Below are 22,248 nucleotides of genomic sequence, written 5' to 3'. Positions count from 1 at the left end.
AGGAGAAAAGACCAATAGACTTCCTATGTTAGATACGTTATTTTATGTAACTGATTCTTGGGTGTGGACATGGCATTATGCCGGAAGCATGTCTGTTAAGTTCTCCTTAAACTTAGCGAGTGTTCTAGATACTTAAAAATGCCAAATCCTTTGTGATATAAGGGATTTGGCATTTTTGATGTTTTAAAAATAAACACCCTTAAAACTGCTCATTCTTTTCCCAAGATTCTAATAGACCGCCTGTAATAGGTGGTCTATTTTTATTTATTTACAATTAATATACTTTGAAAGGAATCGTTAATTTTCATTTAGCATAGTCTCTAATTTATCTAATTCAATAAGTAGAGGGTCGTCAAAGCTTTTTACGAGACCGGTATCAGTATAGGCTCTTACTGCGCCTTTAATTCGACGAGATTCTAATCCGTCATTAGTATAATCGTTACTTTGCAGATAATTAGCTAAACGATTTAATCGTTTTAGTAAATCTTCATAGAATGGATCTTCTTTTTCTTTTTGTTTATTTTTTGTAATTTCAATTACTATCTTGATTTGACTTAATAGTACATTTGCATTTTTAGACATATATATATTTTCCTCCTATTTACCTGGAATTTCTCTAACTTCTTTGATCCATTCTGATGGATATCCGAATGGTAATAATACTTGGTCTTCATCACCTTTAAATATTGTGCCAGACCTAGTTGTTTGTTTTTCAGCTCGTCCTATTTGTAATATTGTACCTTCCGGGGCTTGTATTACCGCTTCATATTGTCGAGTGTTTTTCCATTCAGGTAATAACGCTAAATCTATTTTTGCTTGAATTTTGTTCGGCGCAGGAACTGTAGTAACAAATGTTCCGTTTGGTTTAGCTTGTCCACCATATGCTCGGTAAAAATTGATATCTTCTGTTGTTTTTACTGTTCTATAATTACCATCTTTAAATGTTGCACCAAGAGTTCCAGGTAGGTTTTGTTTTTCAACCGCTATTACTTTATCTTCAATACGAGTGGAGTATTGTGTAGCATTTCTTAGCTTTTCAGCTTTTTTAACAGTATTAGCAGCTTCAACTGCATTTGCAGTCATTTTTACCCCTTTTCCAACTTTGGCAATTTTTCCAACTGGTGTAAGACCAGCTACAGCCATTCCTCCAGCGAAAATTCTTTCCCAAGTGGAAAGTTTTTCTCCAGTTGATGGATCAACACCATCCCAAGCACGACGCACATCATATTCGCCACTTATTTCACCAGCTAAATCTCTGGCTAATTTTTTACCATCAAATCCTTTTTCCTCTGAAGAAGGTCTGCCACACATTGCACCTTCTTCCATTGTAACATCTTGATCATCCGCATTACGGAATTTTTCAGCAATTCTTTTCAAATCCTCTTCCACTTGTATAATTGAATTGATAGATGTAAAAGCTTTTGGTCTCGCATCATTGAACATTTGAATGAACCGTTGATTAGAGGCACCAATCCATTGAAAACACAAATGATCAATTTCATTACATAAATTATTATGTATAGATTCTAATGCGATTCGGGTATTACTTGCACGATGTGCAACTTCTTCTAGCATTTCAGGTGTCACTTTGATTTGAACCATTTTTTTCCTCCCTCTCCCAATTAAGATTATAAGATAAATAGAAGAAAAGTAAATATATAAAATTTAGATTATATTAAGGGGCATTTATTTATAGAAGAAATATAAAAAAGTGCTAACAAGTTTGCAAACGAACTTGCTAACACCTATAAGAAATAGACATAAAGTATCGCCGATATGTCGTCTTTGAAAATAGCTTTAATCAGTTACATCATACTTATACGAAATGCTCATAAAAACAGTCTTAATATCAAGAATAAAAACAGCCACGAATTAATAATAAGTAGTGATATCGTAGAAAAACCTTATCAAATAAAGACGTATTTAATAAGACCTATGAAACGAAATGAAACTATATAATATGAAAGTATATTTTTAGAACACAAGTTCAACAAATGGAAGGGGAATGTTTATTTATCAAGGGGATCTAATACAGTTTAATTAAAAGGTTATTATTTGCTCACAAATAATATAAAAACATGTGAAAAAATATGAAATACCCTTTTGAAATAGAATATAATATAACAAATAAAAAGCGTCGCAAATGCTTGTATAACAGGCATTTGCGATGCTTTTATAGTTTTTCTGAACATAAAATAAACAACCCTAAAACTGTTCATTCTTCTCCCAAGATTCTACGATATAATGAGCAATCGTCGGATTGAAGCCTTTACCAACTAAAAACATAATCGCAGCAACTTCTGTTAATGCGTGTTCGTGTGATGTATGTTTTGCTTCATTTAAACCGTAATCTACCCATGGTTTTACGAAATCTAGTACGGGTTTCTTGAAAGGTAAAAACTGTGTACCGACAACTTGTTGAATTTGTTGTTGTGTTGGTTCAGTAATTGGTCCAGGTGGTAAGATTTGTGGTTGTGTAATGTCTAATGTTGGTCCAGGGGGTAAAATTTGTGGCTGCGTTGGATCTATTGTTGGTGGTTTAGGTGGTGAGACACGTGCGTCGTAGTTTGGTTGATACATTTGTTGTTGGTATTGCGGTTGAGTTGTGTATGGGTTTTGTGGTGCTGCATATGGATTTTGTTGATATGGTTGTTCTTGGTTTTGTGGTACCGCATATGGATTTTGAGGATATTCATAATTTGGACGTGTTTCATATGGATTTTGTGGAAATTCAGTTTCTTGATTTTGCGTTGTTGCATATGGGTTTTCGTCATATTGTTGTTCTTGCTGTTGTAACTCTTGTTCTTCGTATTGTTCTGTGTATCTTTGTTCTTGTTGTTGAGGGTAAAATGGTTGCCTTGGATAAGGCGGTTGATTATTATAGAACATATTTATTCCTCCTTCATGATGATGCTTACCACTCAGTGTATGGGCGGACAAGAAAATATGTGATGAAAAAATGCGGGCGTGTTACAATAAGTAACTGGGTGAAGATAAAATGACAAAACAAGAAAAGATTCAAAAAACAATTACTTTTGTAAAACATATTTTAGAAAAAGATGCGAGTGGGCATGATTGGTATCATATTGAACGCGTACATAAACTGGCGATTTCTTTATCCGAGCAAGAAGGGGGAAATCGTTTTATAATTGAAATGGCAGCATTACTTCACGATGTGGCAGATGAGAAGTTAAATGAAAGTGAAGAAGAAGGAATGAAAAAAGTTTCTGATTGGTTAGAAGAGTTACATGTAGAAGAAGAGGAAAGTAAACATGTTCTTCATATTATCGCCAATATGTCTTATAAAGGTGGTCATGGCGGTAAAGTGGATTCACTTGAAGGGAAGCTTGTTCAAGATGCGGATCGTTTAGACGCCCTTGGAGCAATTGGAATAGCTCGCACATTTGCGTATGGTGGAGCGAAAGGGAGATTAATGTATGATCCAACTATTCCTCCGCGTGAAGTGATGACGAAAGATGAATATAGAAAAAATAACGATCCATCTTTAAATCATTTTTATGAAAAACTTTTGAAATTAAAAGATTTAATGAATACGAATGCAGCAAAACAAGAGGCTGAAATTCGTCATCGTTATATGGAACAGTTTATTGAACAATTTATGAAAGAGTGGAATGCACAAATATGAAAATGTTAACTGTGGAGAACTTATCAAAATCATATGGAGAAAAGCCGTTATTTAATGGATTATCATGTAGTATTACAGAAGGACAACGTGTTGGAATTATCGGTGTAAACGGAACGGGTAAATCGACATTATTAAAAATAATTGCAGGATTAGAAACCCCTGATACAGGTGATATGACGCATTCACGTGGGTATACAATTAGTTATTTATCACAGCAACCAGAGTTTGATGAAAAACTAACAGTATTAGAGCAAGTGTTCCATGGTGATACACCTTTAATTCGTCTTCTTCGTGATTATGAAAAAGCACTATTACATATCGAAAAAGATCCAAGTAATGAAAAAGTACAGGAACAATTATTTGCAGTGCAGCAACGTATGGATGCAATGAGTGCATGGGAAGCAAATGCAAGTGCGAAATCTCTTTTAACGAAATTAGGAATTACAGATTTCACTGCAATTGTTGGGAATTTATCTGGTGGACAGAAAAAACGTATCGCAATGGCACAATGTTTTATTGAAACACCTGATTTATTAATTTTAGACGAGCCTACGAACCATCTTGACCATGAGACAGTGGAATGGTTAGAAGAATATTTAGCAAGATATACAGGTGCGGTATTACTTGTAACCCATGATCGTTATTTCTTAGATCGTGTGACGAACCGTATTTTTGAATTAGATAATGGTAAACTATATAGCTACGAAGGAAACTATAGTACATTTTTAGAAGCGAAAGCACTTCGTGAAGAGCAAGAATTGGCACAAGAATCGAAACGCCAAAATTTATATCGTCGTGAACTTGCTTGGATTCGTCGTGGTGCAAAAGCCCGTTCTACGAAACAAAAGGCGCGTATTCAGCGTTTTGATGAGCTAAAGGAACAAGAAGGACCAGCTGCAAAACAGTCAGTTGATATTGCACTAAGTGGAAGCCGTCTAGGAAAGAAAGTACTTGAGTTAAAAGATGTAACGAAAAAATTTGGCGATAAGACGGTATTACATAATTTTAATCATATTGTGAAACCGGGTGATCGTATTGGAATTATTGGAGCGAATGGAAGCGGGAAATCTTCCCTATTAAATATGCTTGCAGGTAAGTTATCTCCTGATAGTGGTGAAGTTGAAGTAGGACAAACTGTAAAAGTTGCTTATTATACGCAAGAAAATGAAGAGATGAATTTAAATCAGCGTATGATTGAATACATTAAAGAGATTGCGGAAGTTATTCATACAACAGATGGAAAAGTAATTGGTGCATCTCAAATGTTAGAACGTTTCTTATTCCCGACTCATTCACATGGTACACCGCTTGGTAAACTATCTGGTGGTGAAAGAAGACGTTTATATTTATTACGTATTTTAATGGGAGAACCAAACGTACTTTTACTTGATGAACCTACGAATGATCTAGATACACAAACATTAACAGTACTAGAAGATTATTTAGAAGATTTCCCAGGTGTCGTTTTAACTGTATCGCATGACCGTTACTTCTTAGATAAAGTAGTAGATGAACTGTTCATCTTTACTGGCGGAGGCGAAGTGCGTGAGTTCCTAGGTAGTTATACAGATTATTTAGAAATGGAAAAAACGAGAGAACTTATGGAGAAAGCGGAAGTTCAAAAAGAGAAAAAAGTAGTAGAAGAAGCTCCAAAACAACAACGTAAACGTAAACTTTCATACAATGAGCAGCGTGAATGGGAAACGATTGAAGATACAATTGCCGAACTTGAAGAAAAAATTGAGTCAATTGGAGAAGAACTTGCGAAAGTTGGATCTGACTTCACAAAGGCACAAGAATTATCTGAAGCACAGCAGAAAACAGAAGAAGAGCTAGAAAAAAAGATGGAAAGATGGAGTGAACTATCAGACATCGTTGAAGGATTAAAATAAAAACAAGCTGCATATATTGAAAAGTAAAGAGAAAAACTTTACACTATTGGTAGAACCTATTTTAGGAGGGAAAAAATGAGAACATCTAATCCAATGTTGAAAAAAGAGGCATTCCGTAAAGAGGGAGCAAGCGCTTCTGCGATGACGATTGGCGGAACAGTAGGCAAAACGTTCATTATGCTTATCTTGCTACTTGCAACGTCTGTCTATTCATACATACAGATGATGCAGGGGGCGATGAAGATGCCAGTATTAATTGGTGCTTTAATCGTTGCGGCAATCATCGCATTTGCGTCTATGTTCTTTCCGCGTATTTCACCTTTTGGTGCACCAATCTATGCAGCGGTAGAAGGGGTTGTGTTAGGAAGTATTTCAGCAGTTTATACAATGAAATTTGGCGATTCTATCGTTTTAAATGCTGTATTACTAACAATCTCAATTCTATTTGCAATGTTAGTGTTATATGCAACACGCGTAGTAAAAGTAACGGATAAATTCCGTACAGGCGTGATGGCAGCAACACTTGGAATTATGGTTATGTATTTAGTCGTATTTCTACTAAATATGTTTGGTGTAACTGTTCCATACATTCACCAAGGTGGTACAATCGGTATTATTATTAGTGCAGTTGTTATTGTAGTTGCTGCATTAAACTTATTACTAGATTTCGATTTAATCGAAAATGGTGTACGTAGTCAAGCTCCGAAATATATGGAGTGGTATACTGCGATGGGACTAATGCTTACATTAGTATGGTTATACTTAGAAATTCTTCGTTTCGTTTCGTACTTTACGAAAAATGACTAATAAAAAAATCCTGCATGAAAAATGCAGGATTTTTTTATTTTCAAAGATATATTGAATGTATGGTATAATATGGATGATAGCAACTTGAAGTGAAGGAGATGGAATATGATGAAAGAGAAGAAGGGGATTATGAAAAAACTATTTTCTAAAAGTTTTTTCATAGAACTAGATGAAGCTTTAACGTATCCATCATCAAAAGTTATTACTTCAGCGATTGAAGGATATGCAACTGAATGCAATGAAAGACTAAAATTTGAGAGTAAAGTTAAACCGATTACTTTTTACTTAGAAAATGTAATGTACCGTGCTGAAATAAAGATGGCTCGCGGAGGATATTACATATCTTGTACTGAAGTGTAATAAATTTTGAAACTATACATGTTTGAACTATGTATGGTTTCTTTTTTTGTTTTGTAAGGTCTAAAATAATACTTTTTACTTACGGATATATCATTTTGTGCTTTTTACTATTCAAATACTTCTCCTTACAATGAAGAAAAATATGTGAGGTGGTATAACTTATGATGAATCGAGTTGTATTAATCGGTAGATTGACAAAGGAGCCAGAATTATACTACACAAAACAAGGTGTTGCTTATGCAAGAATATGTATTGCGGTGAATAGAGGATTTCGAAATAGTTTAGGTGAACAACAAGTCGATTTTATTAATTGTGTCGTTTGGCGAAAATCGGCTGAGAATGTAACTGAATATTGTAAGAAGGGATCACTTGTTGGGATTACAGGGCGTATTCAGACGAGTAATTACGATGATGAACAAGGCAAGAGAATATATAGAACTGAAGTTGTGATTGAGAGTATTACCTTTTTGGAGAGAAGGCGGGAGGGGGCATCGTAATAAAAGGTGATTTTAAGTAATAGCTACGGAAAAAATTGTGGAAAGTATTTTAATAAACTTAAAGAAGGAGTACCGCCAGCTTTTTTTTGGAAAACAAGTAAAGAGTATACAAAATTTTATTACGTTTTTCGGCTAATCCAGTAACAATCGAGAACCGTAAAACCCATGCCAGGATAGGAATGTATAAAAAGAAGAATCGAGTGATAGAAAATAAAAAAGGGGATCCTTTCTGAGAGTAAGGAATCCCCCTTTTTATTGTTTCTTGCAAGTGAATTATTTAAATTCTTGTCTATATAATTTAAACGAATAAATAGCTCCAACGAAGAATACAAAGGCTTCAAATAATATAAAGATTTGACGGAAATTCTCAATATCTTTACCAACTAAAGAAATAAATATGCAATTCATTAGAATTTGAGTAGTAAACATACAAGAAATAATTTTAAAATAAATAGGAGTTGTTCTTTCATCTGGTTTACCAATTTTTTGTAAATAATAATAAGTGTAATTACTGAACCCAAAAATAGAAGTGCTGTAAGTCCTACAACGATATTGAAATTTCCTGTACTTTCTAACATCCATTTATTTAATAAATCAATCATTATTATCTTCCTTTCCTACATAAGAGAATATTTCGTTCTTCTTTTTCACTATAATAAAAAAAGAAAAAGGAAAACATCGAACTTTCTTACAAATACTCGTGTATTCTTACAGTTTTGTCATTTTGCAAATGTATTCATCGCCTTGTCTTTCAATATTTTCTTTGGAAAACATAGTGAATTACGAGAAAGAGCGCTACAAGATCAACTTCCGAGAACGAAAAATATGTAAATAAGCTGTCTATATGGACAGCTTATTATATTTTTTTGCTTAGCGTGTGTTTTTTTTAATACTGGCGGTACCTCAAGAAATGGATAAAAAATAAAAAGCATCGGAAACGAAAGCTTTTAAAACCTCATTCCTAATTTGAAATGTAAAAAGAATGAAATAGTATGGTAATGGGAAGAAAGTAGTAAAATTAAGCATCCGAGTAGGAGTATAGAGTGATAACATGTTACAATACAGCTAAGAACACGCAATAAAGGAGAGTTTTTTACGTGAAGATTAAAGCAATTGAACCGACGCCAAGTCCAAATACAATGAAAGTTATTTTGAATGAAGTATTACCATCAGGAGCGCGTAATAATTATACAAATGAAAATAAAGAACAAGCACCAATGCAAGTGCAAGAAATTTTGAAAATTGAAGGTATTAAAGGTGTGTATCATGTAGCTGACTTTTTAGCAGTCGAGCGAAATGCAAAGTATGACTGGAAAGTTTTATTACAACAAGTTCGTGCTGTTTTTGGCGAAGAAGTAGTGGAAGAAAGTGAAGAACAACAACTGTCTCATTTTGGAGAAGTGAAAGTGTTTATTCAAATGTTCTTTACTATTCCGATGCAAGTGAAGCTAACAGATGGAATGACGGAAGAACGTGTTGGTTTACCAGATCGTTTTAAAGAATCAATTATGAAAGCACAGATGTCTGCACCAAACGTTGTAAAAGAGCGTAAATGGATAGAACAAAGTACACGTTACGGTAATTTTGAAGAAATTGGGAAAGAAGTGGTAGAAGAGATTGTTGCTGCTTATTCAGAAGAACGTGTAAATGAAACGGTTAAAGAATTATTAAATCAAGCAGGTGCTGTTGAAGTAACGGTTCAAAAGCGTGAACCATATAAAGTAACAGAAGAGATGATGAAAGATGCTGACTGGAAAAAACGTTTTGCTGCATTAGAACAAATGGATCCTACTGAAGAAGATATTCCAGTGTTGAAGATGGCGTTAGATGATGAAAAAGTTTCGATCCGCCGTTTAGCAACAGCGTATTTAGGTATGGTAAAAGGTGATGGAGTATTGCCATTATTATATAAAGCGTTATTAGATCGTTCAGTAAGTGTTCGCCGTACAGCAGGCGATTGCTTATCAGACGTAGGTGATCCAGCAGCGATGTTCGTTATGATTAAATCTCTGAAAGATTCAAGTAAATTAGTACGCTGGCGTGCAGCGATGTTCTTATTTGAGCTTGGAGATGAAAGTGCGATTCCAGCATTAAAAGCAGCGCAAGATGATCCAGAGTTTGAAGTAGCGATGCAAGCGCGTCTAGCATTAGAGCGTATTGAAGGTGGAGAAGAAGCGAAAGGTTCTGTATGGAAACAAATGACGGAGTCTCGTAAAGGGGAATAATGTATGATTGTTTTCTATGATAGTTGGTGTCCGATGTGTACGACGGTTGCAGAACGTACGAAAAAATTAGATAAAAAAGGTAAGATGAAATTTGTTTCATTTCGAGATGAAGATGTAGTTGAGAAGTATGAGCTTTCTCAAGAACTACAAAGTAACATGGAACAAAGACTGTATATTTTTAAAAATAATAAGTGGTATGACGGCATTCAGAGCATAGATGTACTAGCAAAGGCCGTTCCATCTTATTGGTTTGCCGTTCCTTTTATAAAGCTATCTATCGTACTTGGTTTTGGGAGTAAAGTATACGATTATATCGCTAACAATAGAAAACTTGTTCCAGTGGGACATTGCCGCGGTGGGGTTTGTGAAATCCCTACAAAAAAATGAAATCATCGTTATCTTTCTTTTGCACCTATTAATAGAGCGTGATATGATGAATTTGGAATGAAAGTTGAAGGAGAGATTACAAGATGTCAAATGCTTATGAAGAATACATGCGCCAAATGGTAATCCCAATGCGCCAAGAGTTAGTGCGTTCTGGGTTTGAAGAGTTAACTACAGAAGAAGCTGTAACAGAATTTATGGAAAATACATCAGGTACAACTTTAGTAGTTGTAAACTCTGTTTGTGGTTGTGCAGCTGGTTTAGCACGTCCATCAGCAGGTCAAGCGGTTGTTCGTGCTGAAAAACAACCTGATCATCTTGTAACTGTATTTGCAGGTCAAGATAAAGATGCTACTGCAAAAATGCGTGAATACTTCGGAGAAATTCCTCCATCTTCACCATCTATGGCATTATTAAAAGGAAAAGAAGTTGTTCACTTCATTCACCGTCATGAAATTGAAGGTGCAACTATGGACGAAATTATTACGAACTTAGAGCAAGCTTTCGAAAAGAATTGCTAAAAGAAGGGGGAGAGTAAATCTCCCTCTTTTCTTTATATAGAGGTGAAAGAATGATAGTAACAACAGCAGGAAGAACAAATAAAGAAATGACAGCATATGCAAAAAGGGTAGCGGAAGAATTAAATCGTTCTTTCATTTCACGTAATGATATACCAGTGCATAAATTACATGAGCAGTATGAACAAGATGTACTTGTCGTAGGAAAGAACCGATTAGCTATTTATCCGAAAGGTACGGAAGAATCATTTTTCTTTCATCCGAACTCAGCGATGTTTCGTGTAAAAAGGTTAATGCGTGGAGAGCACGATCCGTTTGTACAAGCTGCTAAATTAGAGAGCGGAATGACAGTGTTAGATTGTACGCTCGGCATGGCATCAGATAGTATTGTAGCTAGTTATGTTGTTGGTGAAAGTGGAACAGTAACAGGACTTGAAGGCAACGAATATATGGCTTATATCATGAGGAATGGTTTGAAAACATGGTCTTCATCCGTTTCTGAAATTGATGAGGCAATGCAACGAATTAATGTAAAGCAAACGGAGCATTTTTCATTTTTAGCGCAATGTAAAGACAATAGTTACGATGTCGTTTACCTTGATCCGATGTTTGAAGAAACTGTCATAGAATCTGACGGAATTAAAGGGTTAAAACATTTCGCTTTGTATCATGATATTACTGACGAAACAATTGCGGAGGCGAAGCGAGTGGCGAGAAAGCGTGTCGTATTAAAAGATCATTTCCGTAGTTCTAGATTTGAAAAACACAATTTTCATGTATACAAAAGAAAAAGTGCTAAGTTTCACTTTGGTGTAATTGGCCCTTGCTAATTGTTTGAAAAGATGTATAATAAGCAATAATTAATTAAATATACTGTCTGTGATGAAGAGAGTAATCTTTTTTAGAAGGAAAGCGAGCTAGGGATGGTGTGAGCCTAGTACGGAAGAAAAAGATGAAGCGCACTTCGGAGATGCTTCTTGAACGAATAGTAGAGAAAGCCGAGGCCCCCTGTCCTCGTTATAAACGGGAAAGTGGTTCGTAACGAACAACAAGGGTGGTACCACGGGTTCAAACTCGTCTCTTTTTTAGAGACGAGTTTTTTGTGTTTAAAAAATAAGGAGGTTGTAGTATGGAATATAAAACACAGTTTGCGAAAAGTTTATCGAATATTTTTGTAAATGAATTAACGCAAAATCAAATTTTAGATTTAATCGAAACACCGAAACAAGATGAATTTGGAGATGCAGCGTTTCCATGTTTTTCATTAGCGAAGCAATATAAAAAAGCACCAGCTCTTATCGCAAAGGAAGTTGCTGAGAAATTAAATGATCCGTTTTTTACGAAAGTAGAAGCCGTTGGTCCGTATGTAAATGTATTTTTCAATCGTGAAACTGTAAGTGATGCAGTATTAAAAACAGTTTTAGCGGAGAAAGAAGAGTTCGGTCAAAACCACTTTGGCTGTGAAAAAACAGTAGTAATTGATTATTCCTCTCCTAATATCGCGAAACCTTTTTCGATGGGGCATTTACGTTCTACAATGATTGGTAATTCATTTAAGCATATCGCTGAAAAATGTGGCTATGAAGTTGTAGGAATCAATTATATTGGTGATTGGGGAACACAGTTTGGAAAGTTAATTACCGCATATAGAAAATGGGGAAATGAAGAAGTAGTGAAAGAGGATCCAATACGTGAGCTATTTAAGTTATATGTTCAGTTTCATGTAGAAGTAAAAGAGAATGATGAATTAGAAGAAGAAGGACGTGCTTGGTTTAAGAAATTAGAAGAAGGTGATGAAGAAGCGGTAGAGCTTTGGAATTGGTTCCGTCATGAGTCCCTTAAAGAATTTTCTCGTATTTATGAACTTCTCGGTGTGGAATTTACTAATTTTCAAGGCGAAGCTTTCTATAATGATAAAATGGAAGACTTTATTGGGATTTTAGAAGAGCACGACTTACTGGAAGAATCAGAAGGCGCATTAGTCGTTAATTTAGAAGAAGAAGGTATGCCGCCATGCTTAATTAGAAAGTCAGATGGTGCGACGATTTATGCAACGCGTGACTTAACGGCTGCTTTATATCGTCAAAACACTTATGGATTTGATAAAACGCTATATGTTGTTGGTCCAGAACAAAGCTTACATTTCAATCAATTTTTCACTGTATTAAAAAAACTTGGCTACACTTGGGTTGATGGTATGGAACACGTACCGTTTGGCTTCATATTAAAAGACGGTAAGAAAATGTCGACACGTAAAGGAAGAGTTATTTTACTTGAAGAAGTACTTGAGGAAGCAATCGAACTTGCAAAACAAAATATTGAAGAGAAAAATCCAAACTTAAAACAAAAAGAAGTAGTAGCAAAGCAAGTCGGTGTAGGGGCGGTTATTTTCCACGATTTAAAAAATGAGCGTATGCACAATATTGAATTCTCATTAGAAAACATGCTGAAATTTGAAGGAGAAACAGGCCCGTACGTACAGTACACACATGCACGTGCTTGCTCTATTTTAAGAAAAGAAAGTGTAGAATTTGAAACATGTACGTTTGCTTTAAAAGACGACCATAGCTGGAGTGTCGTAAAATTACTAAACAAATTCCCACAAGTAATTGAAGCAGCTTTCAATAAAAATGAGCCATCGATTATTTCGAAATATGTATTAGATGTAGCACAATCGTTCAATAAATATTACGGTAATGTTCGTATATTAGAAGAGAACGGAGAGAAAGACAGTAGACTGGCATTAGTGTATGCTGTGACAGTTGTATTAAAAGAAGGATTACGTCTACTTGGGGTGGATGCTCCTGAGGAGATGTAAAACAAATAGGTATACGTATCGTAGTAGATATGTATGCCTATTTATTTTCATAGAAAATGTGAAAGTAGAAGTTTTATTTTATTAAATCTAAACTTTTATAGAGTTGTTTCAGGTGTAGGAATGTCCGTATTAAATGGAGAATTGTAATGTCATATATAAAAAGGAGGCGTTGAACTTGGAAACGTACGATTGGAACAGTAAACTAACGTATTTAAAAAACACAAGAGATTTATATTACAACGACGATTATGTCCGCTTTTTAGTAAATATGGTTTGGAAGATTACTAAGCCCGTACATATTGTTGATTACGGTTGTGGGTATGGTTATTTAGGCTTATTATTAATGCCTTTACTTCCAGAAGGATCAAAGTATACAGGCATTGATAGTGGAGAAACATTATTAGCTGAAGCGAGAGAGTTGTTTCGTTTACTTCCGTACGAGTCAGAATTTCTGGAGGGAGATGCTATAGAAATTGAATTGAACGATACATACGATATAGCAATTTGTCATGCCTTCTTATTACATATGAGTTCACCAAAAACGATGCTACAAAAAATGATTCATTCAGTTAAAAGTGGCGGGAAAATAATCTGTTTTGAACCACATTGGATATCAAATATGTCTTCATACACGTTGGATGGAGAGAACCAATCGGAAATTATCCAGCTAGGCATTTTGCAGAATTTATTTGAAAGTGACACGCAGAGGAGTGGAAAAGATGGAAATATTGGTATGAAAATACCGATGTATTTAAGTGAATTAGGTGTGAAAAATATTGAGTGTAGAGTAAGTGATAAAGTGAACTTTTTAGATTCTAATATGCACCATAATGATAAACAAAGTTTGTATCATTCATTAAAAGAAGAGGGGATTGCAGGGAATCCAGGTGATAAGCAGCAATTTATAGAACGTTTAATAGACAGAGGATTAACATATGATAATGCGCTAACTCAATATGAAGCTGAACTACGATTTTATAAAATATTTCATGTGTATTCTTCTTTAGTGTATGCTCCGAATATGAAAATTACATTTGGTGATATAGTATGTTAAAAGATATGATATATCAGAATTGTCGTTTAATGTCGATAAGTCGATATTCGACATATAATCGCTGATATATTTGAATTATCGCCAATATAATTTTATGTACTGATTTCAGCTTCTACAAGATAAAAACCGCATGTTACGTTATTCCATATAATTAAACAAAATACGGAGAAAAATAATCATTTTTACTATATTTTGTTATAAATTTGAATAATATTAATTAATACCATCTATTATAAGAGATTTTAGTTGAATACATACTATATGGTGTGTAAAATCTAAGCAAGTAGCAGTTTAAATATAAATTCGAGGTGAATGCATGCTAGATTTTAAGCAGTTAGAAGCGTGTTTGAAAGATAAGAGATTTGTAGACGGATTACAGAAAATAAATAATGAAATTGCATATATAAAAGAAACGAATACTTTATCCTATGTGAAGAAGTGGCTTGCTAATATTCCTTCGCATAAGGAGTTTGACATATTAATTCGTCTTACTGATGAAGGGCTTATGCACCAATACAGTTCATTCCTCATTCGCTACGCTTATAAAAAATTCCCAAATATGAGAACGCTCTCTTTATATTGTGATGAGTTAATTGATGAGCGGAAAATTCTTGAAGCAGAGCAGCTGTTAAAAGAAACTTTAGAAGAGAGCAATAAAGAAGAAATAGATGCCGATTTTTTAGCGAAAACATATTTTACGTTAGTACGATGTCTTTTAGAAATGAAAAGAAACGAAGAAGCGCTAATGTATATGCAAAAAGCAGAGGAGTACAGTACGCGCGTAGTGTTTGATAAATGGGGCTACGTTTATATGCATACAGGCGAATGGGAGAAAGCGGAAGAACAATTTATTGCTGGCATGCAGCATGAAGATTGTGAAGAGTTATCTACCTATTTATTATCACAATTGTATGCAAATAAAGGAGAACAAAAACGTGCGATACAGTTAATTAATGATGCGATTGTAAAGTTCCCACAAGTACCATATTTTCATTTTGAGAAGGTAAAGTATTTATTAGATTTAGAGCAATATGAAGAGATGTTAGCGGTAATAGATAACATAAATACTCAGCTGCCATATCATGCTTATAACACTTACTTTGTACATTTACGTGCAGAAGCGCTGTACAAAATGAATAAATTTGCAGATTTACAAAAGCTATTAAAAGAAGAAAAGAGTTTAAAAGAATCTTTATATCATAATTTAGAAAAAAATCCGGATGGAAAAAAGGTTCACTTGCCGATAGTTCCTATTGTACAAAAGGATAATTATTGTGTTCCGACAAGTTTAGAGATGATGTTGCGTATATGGGGAGAGACACGTACACAAGATGAAATAGCAGAGTTTATTTTTGATATGACAGGATCGAAGTTTTCAGATACTGTTTCTTATTTAGAAGAATTAGGTTATGAATATCGTTATTTTAAAGGGAATGAAGAGAATTATAAGAGACTGATTGATGAAGGAATTCCTGTTTTATTAAGTATAGATATTGAGCATGCTTCACACGTACAAGTTCTATCTGGATATGATGATACATTGCAAGCTTTCTATGTTCAAGATCCAAACTTTATAGAACCAGTTCTTGTAGAATATAGTAAATTACAAGAAAAATATCGTTATACAGGCTGTTTAGCAATCACGTTTGTTCCGAAAGAAAAGAAGGCGCAACTAGCGTTTCTAAGTGAGGAAGAAAATCGTTATTTTAAATCTATTTTTTCTCTTACGGATCATTTAGATGAACAGGATAAAGAGGGAATTAGTAACTTAGTACAATTTTTAAAAGAAACGAGCGATAATCCAAATACGTGGTTATATACGATAAAGCACTTAGATGTTGAAGTAGATAAAGAATTTATTTTATATTGTATCGATAAGTTAATGGAAAAGTTTCCGAACTCGGACTTTGTTAAATTGCATGGTGCACAGTGTTTTATTCGTCTTCAGGAAGTAGAGAAAGCGGAGCAAATGCTGACAAGCGTTGAGAAGAAAAATAATCGTGCTTTATATCATTTAATAAACGGAAGATATGCTTTTGAGCAGGAAATTTATATAGAAGCGATTTCAAGCTTTCGTTCATCGTTACAATTAGACGCAGATCAGCCTATTGCTTGGAGTTTTCTCGCTTTATCCTATATGTATATTGATCAATCTGAAAAAGCATTGCAATATTCACAAGTTGCGTTAGAGCGCAGTCCTGAAAGGTTCACTTTAACGAATCACGGTTTAATATTAATAGATTTAGAAAGATATGAAGAAGCATATGAAATCTTTAATGACTTGTTAAAAGAGTATAAATATGAAGCACATGTATGGTATGAACGAGCGAGATGTGCACATCAACTAGGAAAATTATATTTAGCAATAAAAGGGCTTAAAGTAGCGATTTATTTGGATAGTAATGCACCTTACATTTATACGAAACTTTCGGAAATATACGAATCTGATTTGAAGGATGAGGAAGGTACGAAAGAAATTTTATTAAACGGTATTGAGAATTGTGATGATAAAGCACCTCTTTACGTAAAATTAGGTGACTATCATTTTCAAAATGATAGCTTGGAAGAAGCAGAAGTATTGTATAAGCGTGCTTTAGAAGAAAACGATGAGGATGTTTATTCTCACTTCGGACTTACACAAGTGTATATGGCAAGAGAACAATACAAGGAAGCAAAAGAATACATTCTTGGTCTTGAGAAGCAAATTGAAAAGAGCCAAGATTTCCTCATGAATGCAGGAATGGTTTTATGGGATGCTGAACTTGAACTTGGTGGAAATGAAGAAGGGTTTAAAGTAGCGCTATCTAAGTTAGAAAATGGTATAAAGAAAAGCGATTATAATGTAGCAAGTGCGTTAGATGAATATGTGAATCGAATTAAAGGAACGGAATTTGTACAACGAGGTATAGCGTTTTTAAGAACTTTACACAAAGAAAGAAATGAAGTAAGTGAGTACGGTTGTTATGCAGGTATTTTATATGAATCTATTGGACAGTACGGCCAAGCGATGAAAAGATATAATAAGGCGATAGAACAAAAGGAAACGGCATTACCGTATTACCGAATTGGTGAAACACTTATGGCATTAGGGCAATTGACGGAAGCAAAACAAGCGTATGAAACATGTTTAGAGCTTGATGGGAATTTCGTAGGTGTACATTTACAGCTTGCGGAAATATACGAAAAAGAAGAAAACCGTTCTAAAGAACAAAGTCATATGGTTCAGGCGATGAAGGAAGAGCCGTTGCATATTAATATGGAATATTTGGCACAGCTTTCAGTAGATATGAATCTTCAGGAAGAATTGCTAACTGAACTAGAACAATTAGAGGAAGAAGTACCTGAAATATGGCGTTTAGATGCGATTGCATATGTGTACGGAGCGATGAATGAAATAGATAAAGAACAAGCACAGATTGAATACGCACTACAATTAGATGGTGAGCATATAGAAGTTCTATATCATTATGCAAAAGTATTAGTGAAAAAAAGAAATGTAAAAGCAATTGAAGTTGCAATGAAAGTAATACAAAAAGATTTTGATAATGAACGTATATTTGATGTTTATGTAAAAGCAGTAGAGCAACATAAAAAATTGTCTAACATACGAGATTTTCTTCATACGTTAAAGGTGAAAAAAGCAGAAAGAAGTACAGCATTCATGTATGCTGCAGCTGCGGTTACGGAAATATGGATTGAACGCCAGCTGCATGAACAGCCGAAACGATCTATCATTACGAGAGCTTTTTATCGTATGAAAAATCGTGCGAAAGAAATTTCAATGGTTACTATGATAATTGATTTATATGAAATCTCTTTAAAGTTAAATCCGAAAAATAGTATGGCAGCACAGCGATTTGCGCTATTTTATGAGAATGTAGAGATGAATAAAGAAGCGATAGAGATTCTGCACACGTCACTAGAAAATAAATGGGATTATGAAGTAGCGAAGCAACTTGTAAATCTTTTCGTTGAGTGCGAGGAAGAAGATATGTTAAGAGATGCTTTGGAATTAACGAAGCAAATGGTTCGAGAACTACCAGATGATTATGATACTCTTCTTCTGCAAGCACAAGTATTCTTTAAAGCAGGGGAAGAAAGAAAAGCAGAAAAGATTACCTTACAATTAACGGAGCAAACACCGTTCGTAAGTAGAGCATTTCTTGCTTTAGGAGAAATGTACCAAAGTCAAGAAAGGTTTGAAGAGGCAATTCAAGTATTAGAAAATGCTTCTATACATCATCGAAATGAAACAGTAATTCTTCTTTCTTTAGCGTCTTCATATCATGGTGCCGGCCAAACACTAAAGGCAGAAAAAATAGCAAATGAAGTATTAACAATGGATGCAAGTGATTTGTTAGCAAGATATGATCGTGCTTGTTATTTAGCGCAGTTAAATAGAAATGAAGAGGCGAAGGAAGAGCTTGAAATTGTCCTTCGTGAGGATGAATCGGGATTCTTTGCTGAACTTATTGAGGATGATGAAAATTTAGCAGCATTGCGAGAATTTGAAAAGTAATTGTATAAGAATAGGGGATAAGGATAAGAATATATTTTGAATTAGTTGACAATTAGTTGTCAAATGGCATAAAATAACTTTTAATAAAGTATACAAATCTGAAGACGAGAAAGAGTAAAATAGTGAACTGTTCTCCAGAGAGCCGGTATATTGCTGAAAGCCGGTGGGCAGACGTTATTTGAAAATCATCTCCGAGGAGCCGAGGCTGAAAGTGAGTAAGCCCGGACGGATGTCTACCGTTACAAAGAACACGTATGATAGTACGTTGCTAAGCGCTATTAGTGAAAAAGCTAATAGAATTAGGGTGGTAACGCGGGTAAACCCGTCCCTACTTCATAGGGACGGGTTTTTTGTGTGCTTTTAAAACATTCAAAGGAGTGATTGTAGATGAAGAAAGTAGATGTAAAAGAGTCAGCTGTAGGGAGAGAAACACGTATTCGTAAGCAGTGGAACGAACAAAGCATTTTTGAACAATCAATTCAGAATCGAGAAGGCGCACAATCGTTTGTGTTTTATGAAGGACCACCAACGGCGAACGGTTTACCACACGTCGGCCATGCACTTGGTCGGGCAATTAAAGATTTAGTAGCAAGATATAAAACGATGGCTGGTTATAAAGTAGTAAGAAAAGCAGGATGGGATACACACGGTTTACCTGTAGAACTAGGTGTTGAGAAGCAACTTGGTATTTCTGGTAAACATGAGATCGAAGAATATGGCATTGAACCATTTATTCAAAAGTGTAAAGAGAGTGTTTTCACATATGAAAAGCAGTGGCGTGAATTCACTGAAAGTATTGGTTATTGGGTAGATATGGATGATCCATATGTAACTTTAGAGAATCCATATATTGAAAGTGTATGGCATATTTTGGGGACGATCCATGAAAAAGGATTGTTATATAAAGGGCATAGAGTTTCACCATACTGCCCAAGCTGCCAAACTTCATTGAGCTCACATGAGGTTGCACAAGGGTATAAAACAGTAAAAGATTTAAGTGCAACTGTGAAGTTTAAAGTGAAAGATAGTGAAAATGAGTATTTCTTAGGCTGGACAACAACGCCTTGGACACTTCCAGCAAACGTAGCGCTTGCTGTACATCCAAATATGGAATATGTTAAAGCAAAACAAGAAGGTCATGTATACATTGTTGCGAAAGAACGTGTACAAGAAGTATTAAAAGAAAACTATGAAGTATTATCTGTTCATAAAGGCGAAGAATTATTAAACACATCTTATACAGCGCCATTTCCGATGAAAGAAGTTACAAATGGTTACCGCGTTATCGCAGCAGAGTTTGTAACGGCAGATAGTGGTACAGGACTTGTTCATATTGCTCCAGCATATGGAGAGGACGATTATAGAGTTGTTCAAAGTGAAGGATTGTCATTCTTGCACGTTGTAGATGAAAAAGGTGAGTATACAGAAGCGGTACCATTTTTGAAAGGTAAATTTGTAAAAGATTGTGACGTTGACATTGTTCGTTATTTAGCGAAAGAAGGTTTACTATATCATAAAGAAAAATATGAACATAGCTATCCACATTGCTGGCGTTGTGATTCACCACTTCTTTATTATGCAGGAGAAAGTTGGTTAATCCGAACAACTGCAATTAAAGATACATTTTTACAAAATAATGATTCAGTTACTTGGTATCCGGATCATATGAAACATGGACGCTTTGGTAAGTTTTTAGAAAATATGGTGGACTGGAATATTAGCCGAAATAGATATTGGGGAACGCCATTAAACGTATGGGAATGTGAAAGTTGTGATCATCAGTTTGCGCCGAAAAGCATTGCCGAATTAAGAAAGCATAGTACGAAAGAAACACCGGAAGATTTAGAATTGCATAAGCCTTATGTAGATGAAGTTCAAGTCTGCTGCGAAAAATGCGGAGGCACAATGAATCGTACACCAGAAGTAATTGATGTTTGGTTTGATAGTGGTTCCATGCCATTTGCACAATATCATTACCCATTTGAAAATAAAGAGTTATTTGAAGAGCAGTTTCCAGCTGATGTTATTGCAGAAGGAATTGATCAAACACGCGGCTGGTTTTATAGTTTATTAGCAGTCTCAGCACTGTATACAGGAAAAATACCGTATAAACGAGTGTTATCACTAGGGCATGTTTTAGATGAAGAAGGGCAGAAAATGTCTAAAAGTAAAGGGAATGCACTAGATCCAGTTGATTTAGTAGATAAGTTTGGTGCAGATGCGCTAAGATGGGCTTTACTTGTTGATAGTGCTCCGTGGAATGCGAAGCGTTTTTCTGAAAGAACCGTACTGGAAGCGAAATCTAAATTTGTAGATACATTAGTCAATGTGTATAGCTTCTACGTTTTATATGCAAATTTAGATGAATATAACCCGAAAGAAACGTATGATGTAAAGCGTACGAAATTGGATGAATGGGTATTATCAAGATTGCATAGTACAACGAAAAAAGTGAGAACAGCACTTGATGATTATCAATTTACGAATGCAGCTCGTGAAATTGCAGCACTTGTAGATGAAGTGAGTAACTGGTATGTAAGACGCTCACGTAATCGTTTCTGGGAATCTGGTATGAACGCTGAAAAAGCTGCTGCGTATGAGACACTTCATGAAGTACTTGTAACAATTAGTAAATTAATTGCACCATTCACACCGTTTGTCGCGGAAGACATTCATCTTAATTTAGAAGGAAGTAGCGTTCATTTAGCTGATTATCCAGTTGTAAATGAATCACTACTTCAGCCGAAATTAGAAGCGGAAATGGATGCTGTTTTACAAGTTGTTGAACTTGGAAGAAGTAACCGTAATCAGCATTCTTTAAAAGTAAAACAGCCGCTAGCAGAACTGGTATTACTTGAGCATAACGAGAATGATATGGATTGGGAATCTTATCGTGATATCGTTATGGATGAGTTAAATGTAAAAGCGTTCCATGTTGAACTCGATGAAACAAAATACACATCATATCAATTGAAGCTCAATTTTAAAACAGCAGGGCCGAAATTCGGTAAAAATGTGAATGCAGTGAATGGTTGGCTAAAACAATTATCACAAGAAGAAGTACAAAACTTTGTATCAACAGAAAGAGCAGTTTACGAAGCAACACCAGGAGAAGAAGTAGTTGTAACTGCTGAAGATGTGTTAGTTGAAAAAGTTGCAAAATCAGGATTCTCTAATACGACTAACGGACAATATACGGTTATGTTAGATACGAATGTAACGGAAGAATTGTTACAAGAAGGAGTAGCGCGTGAATTCATTCGTGCGGTTCAAGAATATCGTAAACAGTTGAATTTACCAGTTAATTTACGAGTCGATGTGATTCTCGATACAGAAGAAGAACTACAACGAACGTTAACGAACCATAAAGATTTATTGGAAGAAAACTTACTTGTTAAACAATTTACATTTGGTCACTTAACGAACGAAGACGATGAACTTTCTTTAGGTGAAACAAAGCTTAGAATTAAATTAAGTGCAGCTAATTAAAGAAAAAAGGAAGTTGGAATGATTCCAACTTCCTTTTTC

Annotated in this window: 16 protein-coding genes, 2 pseudogenes and 2 other annotated features; of the genes and pseudogenes, 14 read left to right on the top strand and 4 right to left on the bottom strand. The window is 35.0% G+C overall.

Going from position 1 to position 22,248, the window contains the following annotated elements:
• Positions 1–297: 297 nt before the first annotated feature.
• The 3 genes from MR170_RS16745 to MR170_RS16735 all read right to left on the bottom strand — a co-directional run bounded on the left by MR170_RS16745 (position 298) and on the right by MR170_RS16735 (position 2,889).
• Positions 298–582, bottom strand: a complete 285-nt coding sequence (locus tag MR170_RS16745; RefSeq protein WP_023521790.1) for a hypothetical protein — start codon at positions 580–582, stop codon at positions 298–300.
• A gap of 15 nt (positions 583–597) precedes the next feature.
• Positions 598–1,602 carry a WXG100 family type VII secretion target gene (locus MR170_RS16740; protein ID WP_242308717.1) on the bottom strand — a complete coding sequence of 335 codons (1,005 nt, stop codon included), beginning with the start codon at positions 1,600–1,602 and terminating at the stop codon, positions 598–600.
• A 603-nt stretch (positions 1,603–2,205) separates the two neighbouring features.
• Positions 2,206–2,889 carry a hypothetical protein gene (locus MR170_RS16735; protein ID WP_242308715.1) on the bottom strand — a complete coding sequence of 228 codons (684 nt, stop codon included), beginning with the start codon at positions 2,887–2,889 and terminating at the stop codon, positions 2,206–2,208.
• A gap of 109 nt (positions 2,890–2,998) precedes the next feature.
• Here MR170_RS16735 and MR170_RS16730 point away from each other — a divergent pair, with 109 nt between their 5' ends.
• From MR170_RS16730 to MR170_RS16710, 5 genes are all read left to right on the top strand, one after another.
• On the top strand, positions 2,999–3,646 hold the full coding sequence (locus tag MR170_RS16730; protein WP_212956555.1) for an HD domain-containing protein: 648 nt from the start codon (positions 2,999–3,001) through the stop codon (positions 3,644–3,646).
• A complete protein-coding gene (locus MR170_RS16725) occupies positions 3,643–5,538 on the top strand; it encodes an ABC-F family ATP-binding cassette domain-containing protein (RefSeq protein ID WP_016081822.1) in 1,896 nt (631 codons plus the stop codon). The genes MR170_RS16730 and MR170_RS16725 overlap by 4 nt, the downstream gene beginning before the upstream one ends.
• Positions 5,539–5,613: 75 nt before the next feature.
• On the top strand, positions 5,614–6,345 hold the full coding sequence (locus MR170_RS16720) for a Bax inhibitor-1/YccA family protein (RefSeq protein WP_088046777.1): 732 nt from the start codon (positions 5,614–5,616) through the stop codon (positions 6,343–6,345).
• A gap of 105 nt (positions 6,346–6,450) precedes the next feature.
• Positions 6,451–6,705 carry a DUF4318 domain-containing protein gene (locus MR170_RS16715; protein ID WP_000975140.1) on the top strand — a complete coding sequence of 85 codons (255 nt, stop codon included), beginning with the start codon at positions 6,451–6,453 and terminating at the stop codon, positions 6,703–6,705.
• Between the two features lie 161 nt (positions 6,706–6,866).
• The gene (locus tag MR170_RS16710; protein ID WP_000982013.1) at positions 6,867–7,202 is read left to right on the top strand and encodes a single-stranded DNA-binding protein; all 336 of its coding nucleotides are present in this window, start codon (positions 6,867–6,869) and stop codon (positions 7,200–7,202) included.
• Between the two features lie 273 nt (positions 7,203–7,475).
• Here the strand turns inward: MR170_RS16710 and MR170_RS16705 are convergent.
• A pseudogene (locus MR170_RS16705) lies at positions 7,476–7,804 on the bottom strand (6-aminohexanoate hydrolase).
• Positions 7,805–7,943: 139 nt separating this feature from the next.
• On the opposite strand from MR170_RS16705, the pseudogene MR170_RS32720 reads away from it, so the two are divergent.
• The 9 genes and pseudogenes from MR170_RS32720 to ileS form a co-directional block, all read left to right on the top strand.
• A pseudogene (locus MR170_RS32720) lies at positions 7,944–8,018 on the top strand (transposase); the annotation flags it as partial.
• Between the two features lie 281 nt (positions 8,019–8,299).
• Entirely contained in the window at positions 8,300–9,427 is a 1,128-nt protein-coding gene (locus MR170_RS16700) for a virulence factor (RefSeq protein WP_242308713.1), read from the top strand.
• Positions 9,428–9,430: 3 nt separating this feature from the next.
• Positions 9,431–9,814: a thiol-disulfide oxidoreductase DCC family protein gene (locus MR170_RS16695; RefSeq protein ID WP_016081816.1), complete on the top strand. Its 384-nt coding sequence runs from the start codon at positions 9,431–9,433 to the stop codon at positions 9,812–9,814.
• 83 nt (positions 9,815–9,897) lie between these two features.
• A complete protein-coding gene (locus MR170_RS16690; protein WP_000063706.1) occupies positions 9,898–10,332 on the top strand; it encodes a BrxA/BrxB family bacilliredoxin in 435 nt (144 codons plus the stop codon).
• A 50-nt stretch (positions 10,333–10,382) separates the two neighbouring features.
• A complete protein-coding gene (locus MR170_RS16685) occupies positions 10,383–11,159 on the top strand; it encodes a class I SAM-dependent methyltransferase (RefSeq protein ID WP_098629192.1) in 777 nt (258 codons plus the stop codon).
• 40 nt (positions 11,160–11,199) lie between these two features.
• Positions 11,200–11,414 (top strand) — a binding site (T-box leader).
• A gap of 44 nt (positions 11,415–11,458) precedes the next feature.
• On the top strand, positions 11,459–13,147 hold the full coding sequence (argS, locus tag MR170_RS16680) for an arginine--tRNA ligase (protein WP_242308710.1): 1,689 nt from the start codon (positions 11,459–11,461) through the stop codon (positions 13,145–13,147).
• A 175-nt stretch (positions 13,148–13,322) separates the two neighbouring features.
• Complete coding sequence (locus MR170_RS16675) at positions 13,323–14,201, top strand: class I SAM-dependent methyltransferase (protein WP_242308708.1); 879 nt, start codon at positions 13,323–13,325, stop codon at positions 14,199–14,201.
• Between the two features lie 316 nt (positions 14,202–14,517).
• On the top strand, positions 14,518–18,720 hold the full coding sequence (locus tag MR170_RS16670) for a C39 family peptidase (protein ID WP_242308707.1): 4,203 nt from the start codon (positions 14,518–14,520) through the stop codon (positions 18,718–18,720).
• A 92-nt stretch (positions 18,721–18,812) separates the two neighbouring features.
• Positions 18,813–19,053, top strand: a binding site (T-box leader).
• 54 nt (positions 19,054–19,107) lie between these two features.
• Positions 19,108–22,209, top strand: a complete 3,102-nt coding sequence (gene ileS, locus MR170_RS16665) for an isoleucine--tRNA ligase (RefSeq protein WP_242308706.1) — start codon at positions 19,108–19,110, stop codon at positions 22,207–22,209.
• Positions 22,210–22,248 lie beyond the last annotated feature (39 nt).

Source organism: Bacillus cereus group sp. BfR-BA-01524 (assembly GCF_022662595.1).
Lineage (GTDB): Bacteria > Bacillota > Bacilli > Bacillales > Bacillaceae_G > Bacillus_A > Bacillus_A thuringiensis_S.
Note: the sequence above shows the minus strand (reverse complement) of the source record. Positions and strands in the feature narration are given on the sequence as shown.

Coding starts and splice junctions, on each gene's coding strand:
- MR170_RS16730 (WP_212956555.1), top strand. CDS start 2,999: ATGACAAAACAAGAAAAGATTCAAAAAACAATTACTTTTGTAAAACAT.
- MR170_RS16725 (WP_016081822.1), top strand. CDS start 3,643: ATGAAAATGTTAACTGTGGAGAACTTATCAAAATCATATGGAGAAAAG.
- MR170_RS16710 (WP_000982013.1), top strand. CDS start 6,867: ATGATGAATCGAGTTGTATTAATCGGTAGATTGACAAAGGAGCCAGAA.
- MR170_RS16695 (WP_016081816.1), top strand. CDS start 9,431: ATGATTGTTTTCTATGATAGTTGGTGTCCGATGTGTACGACGGTTGCA.
- MR170_RS16690 (WP_000063706.1), top strand. CDS start 9,898: ATGTCAAATGCTTATGAAGAATACATGCGCCAAATGGTAATCCCAATG.
- MR170_RS16715 (WP_000975140.1), top strand. CDS start 6,451: ATGATGAAAGAGAAGAAGGGGATTATGAAAAAACTATTTTCTAAAAGT.
- MR170_RS16735 (WP_242308715.1), bottom strand. CDS start 2,889: ATGTTCTATAATAATCAACCGCCTTATCCAAGGCAACCATTTTACCCT.
- MR170_RS16670 (WP_242308707.1), top strand. CDS start 14,518: ATGCTAGATTTTAAGCAGTTAGAAGCGTGTTTGAAAGATAAGAGATTT.
- MR170_RS16740 (WP_242308717.1), bottom strand. CDS start 1,602: ATGGTTCAAATCAAAGTGACACCTGAAATGCTAGAAGAAGTTGCACAT.
- MR170_RS16720 (WP_088046777.1), top strand. CDS start 5,614: ATGAGAACATCTAATCCAATGTTGAAAAAAGAGGCATTCCGTAAAGAG.
- argS (WP_242308710.1), top strand. CDS start 11,459: ATGGAATATAAAACACAGTTTGCGAAAAGTTTATCGAATATTTTTGTA.
- ileS (WP_242308706.1), top strand. CDS start 19,108: ATGAAGAAAGTAGATGTAAAAGAGTCAGCTGTAGGGAGAGAAACACGT.
- MR170_RS16745 (WP_023521790.1), bottom strand. CDS start 582: ATGTCTAAAAATGCAAATGTACTATTAAGTCAAATCAAGATAGTAATT.
- MR170_RS16685 (WP_098629192.1), top strand. CDS start 10,383: ATGATAGTAACAACAGCAGGAAGAACAAATAAAGAAATGACAGCATAT.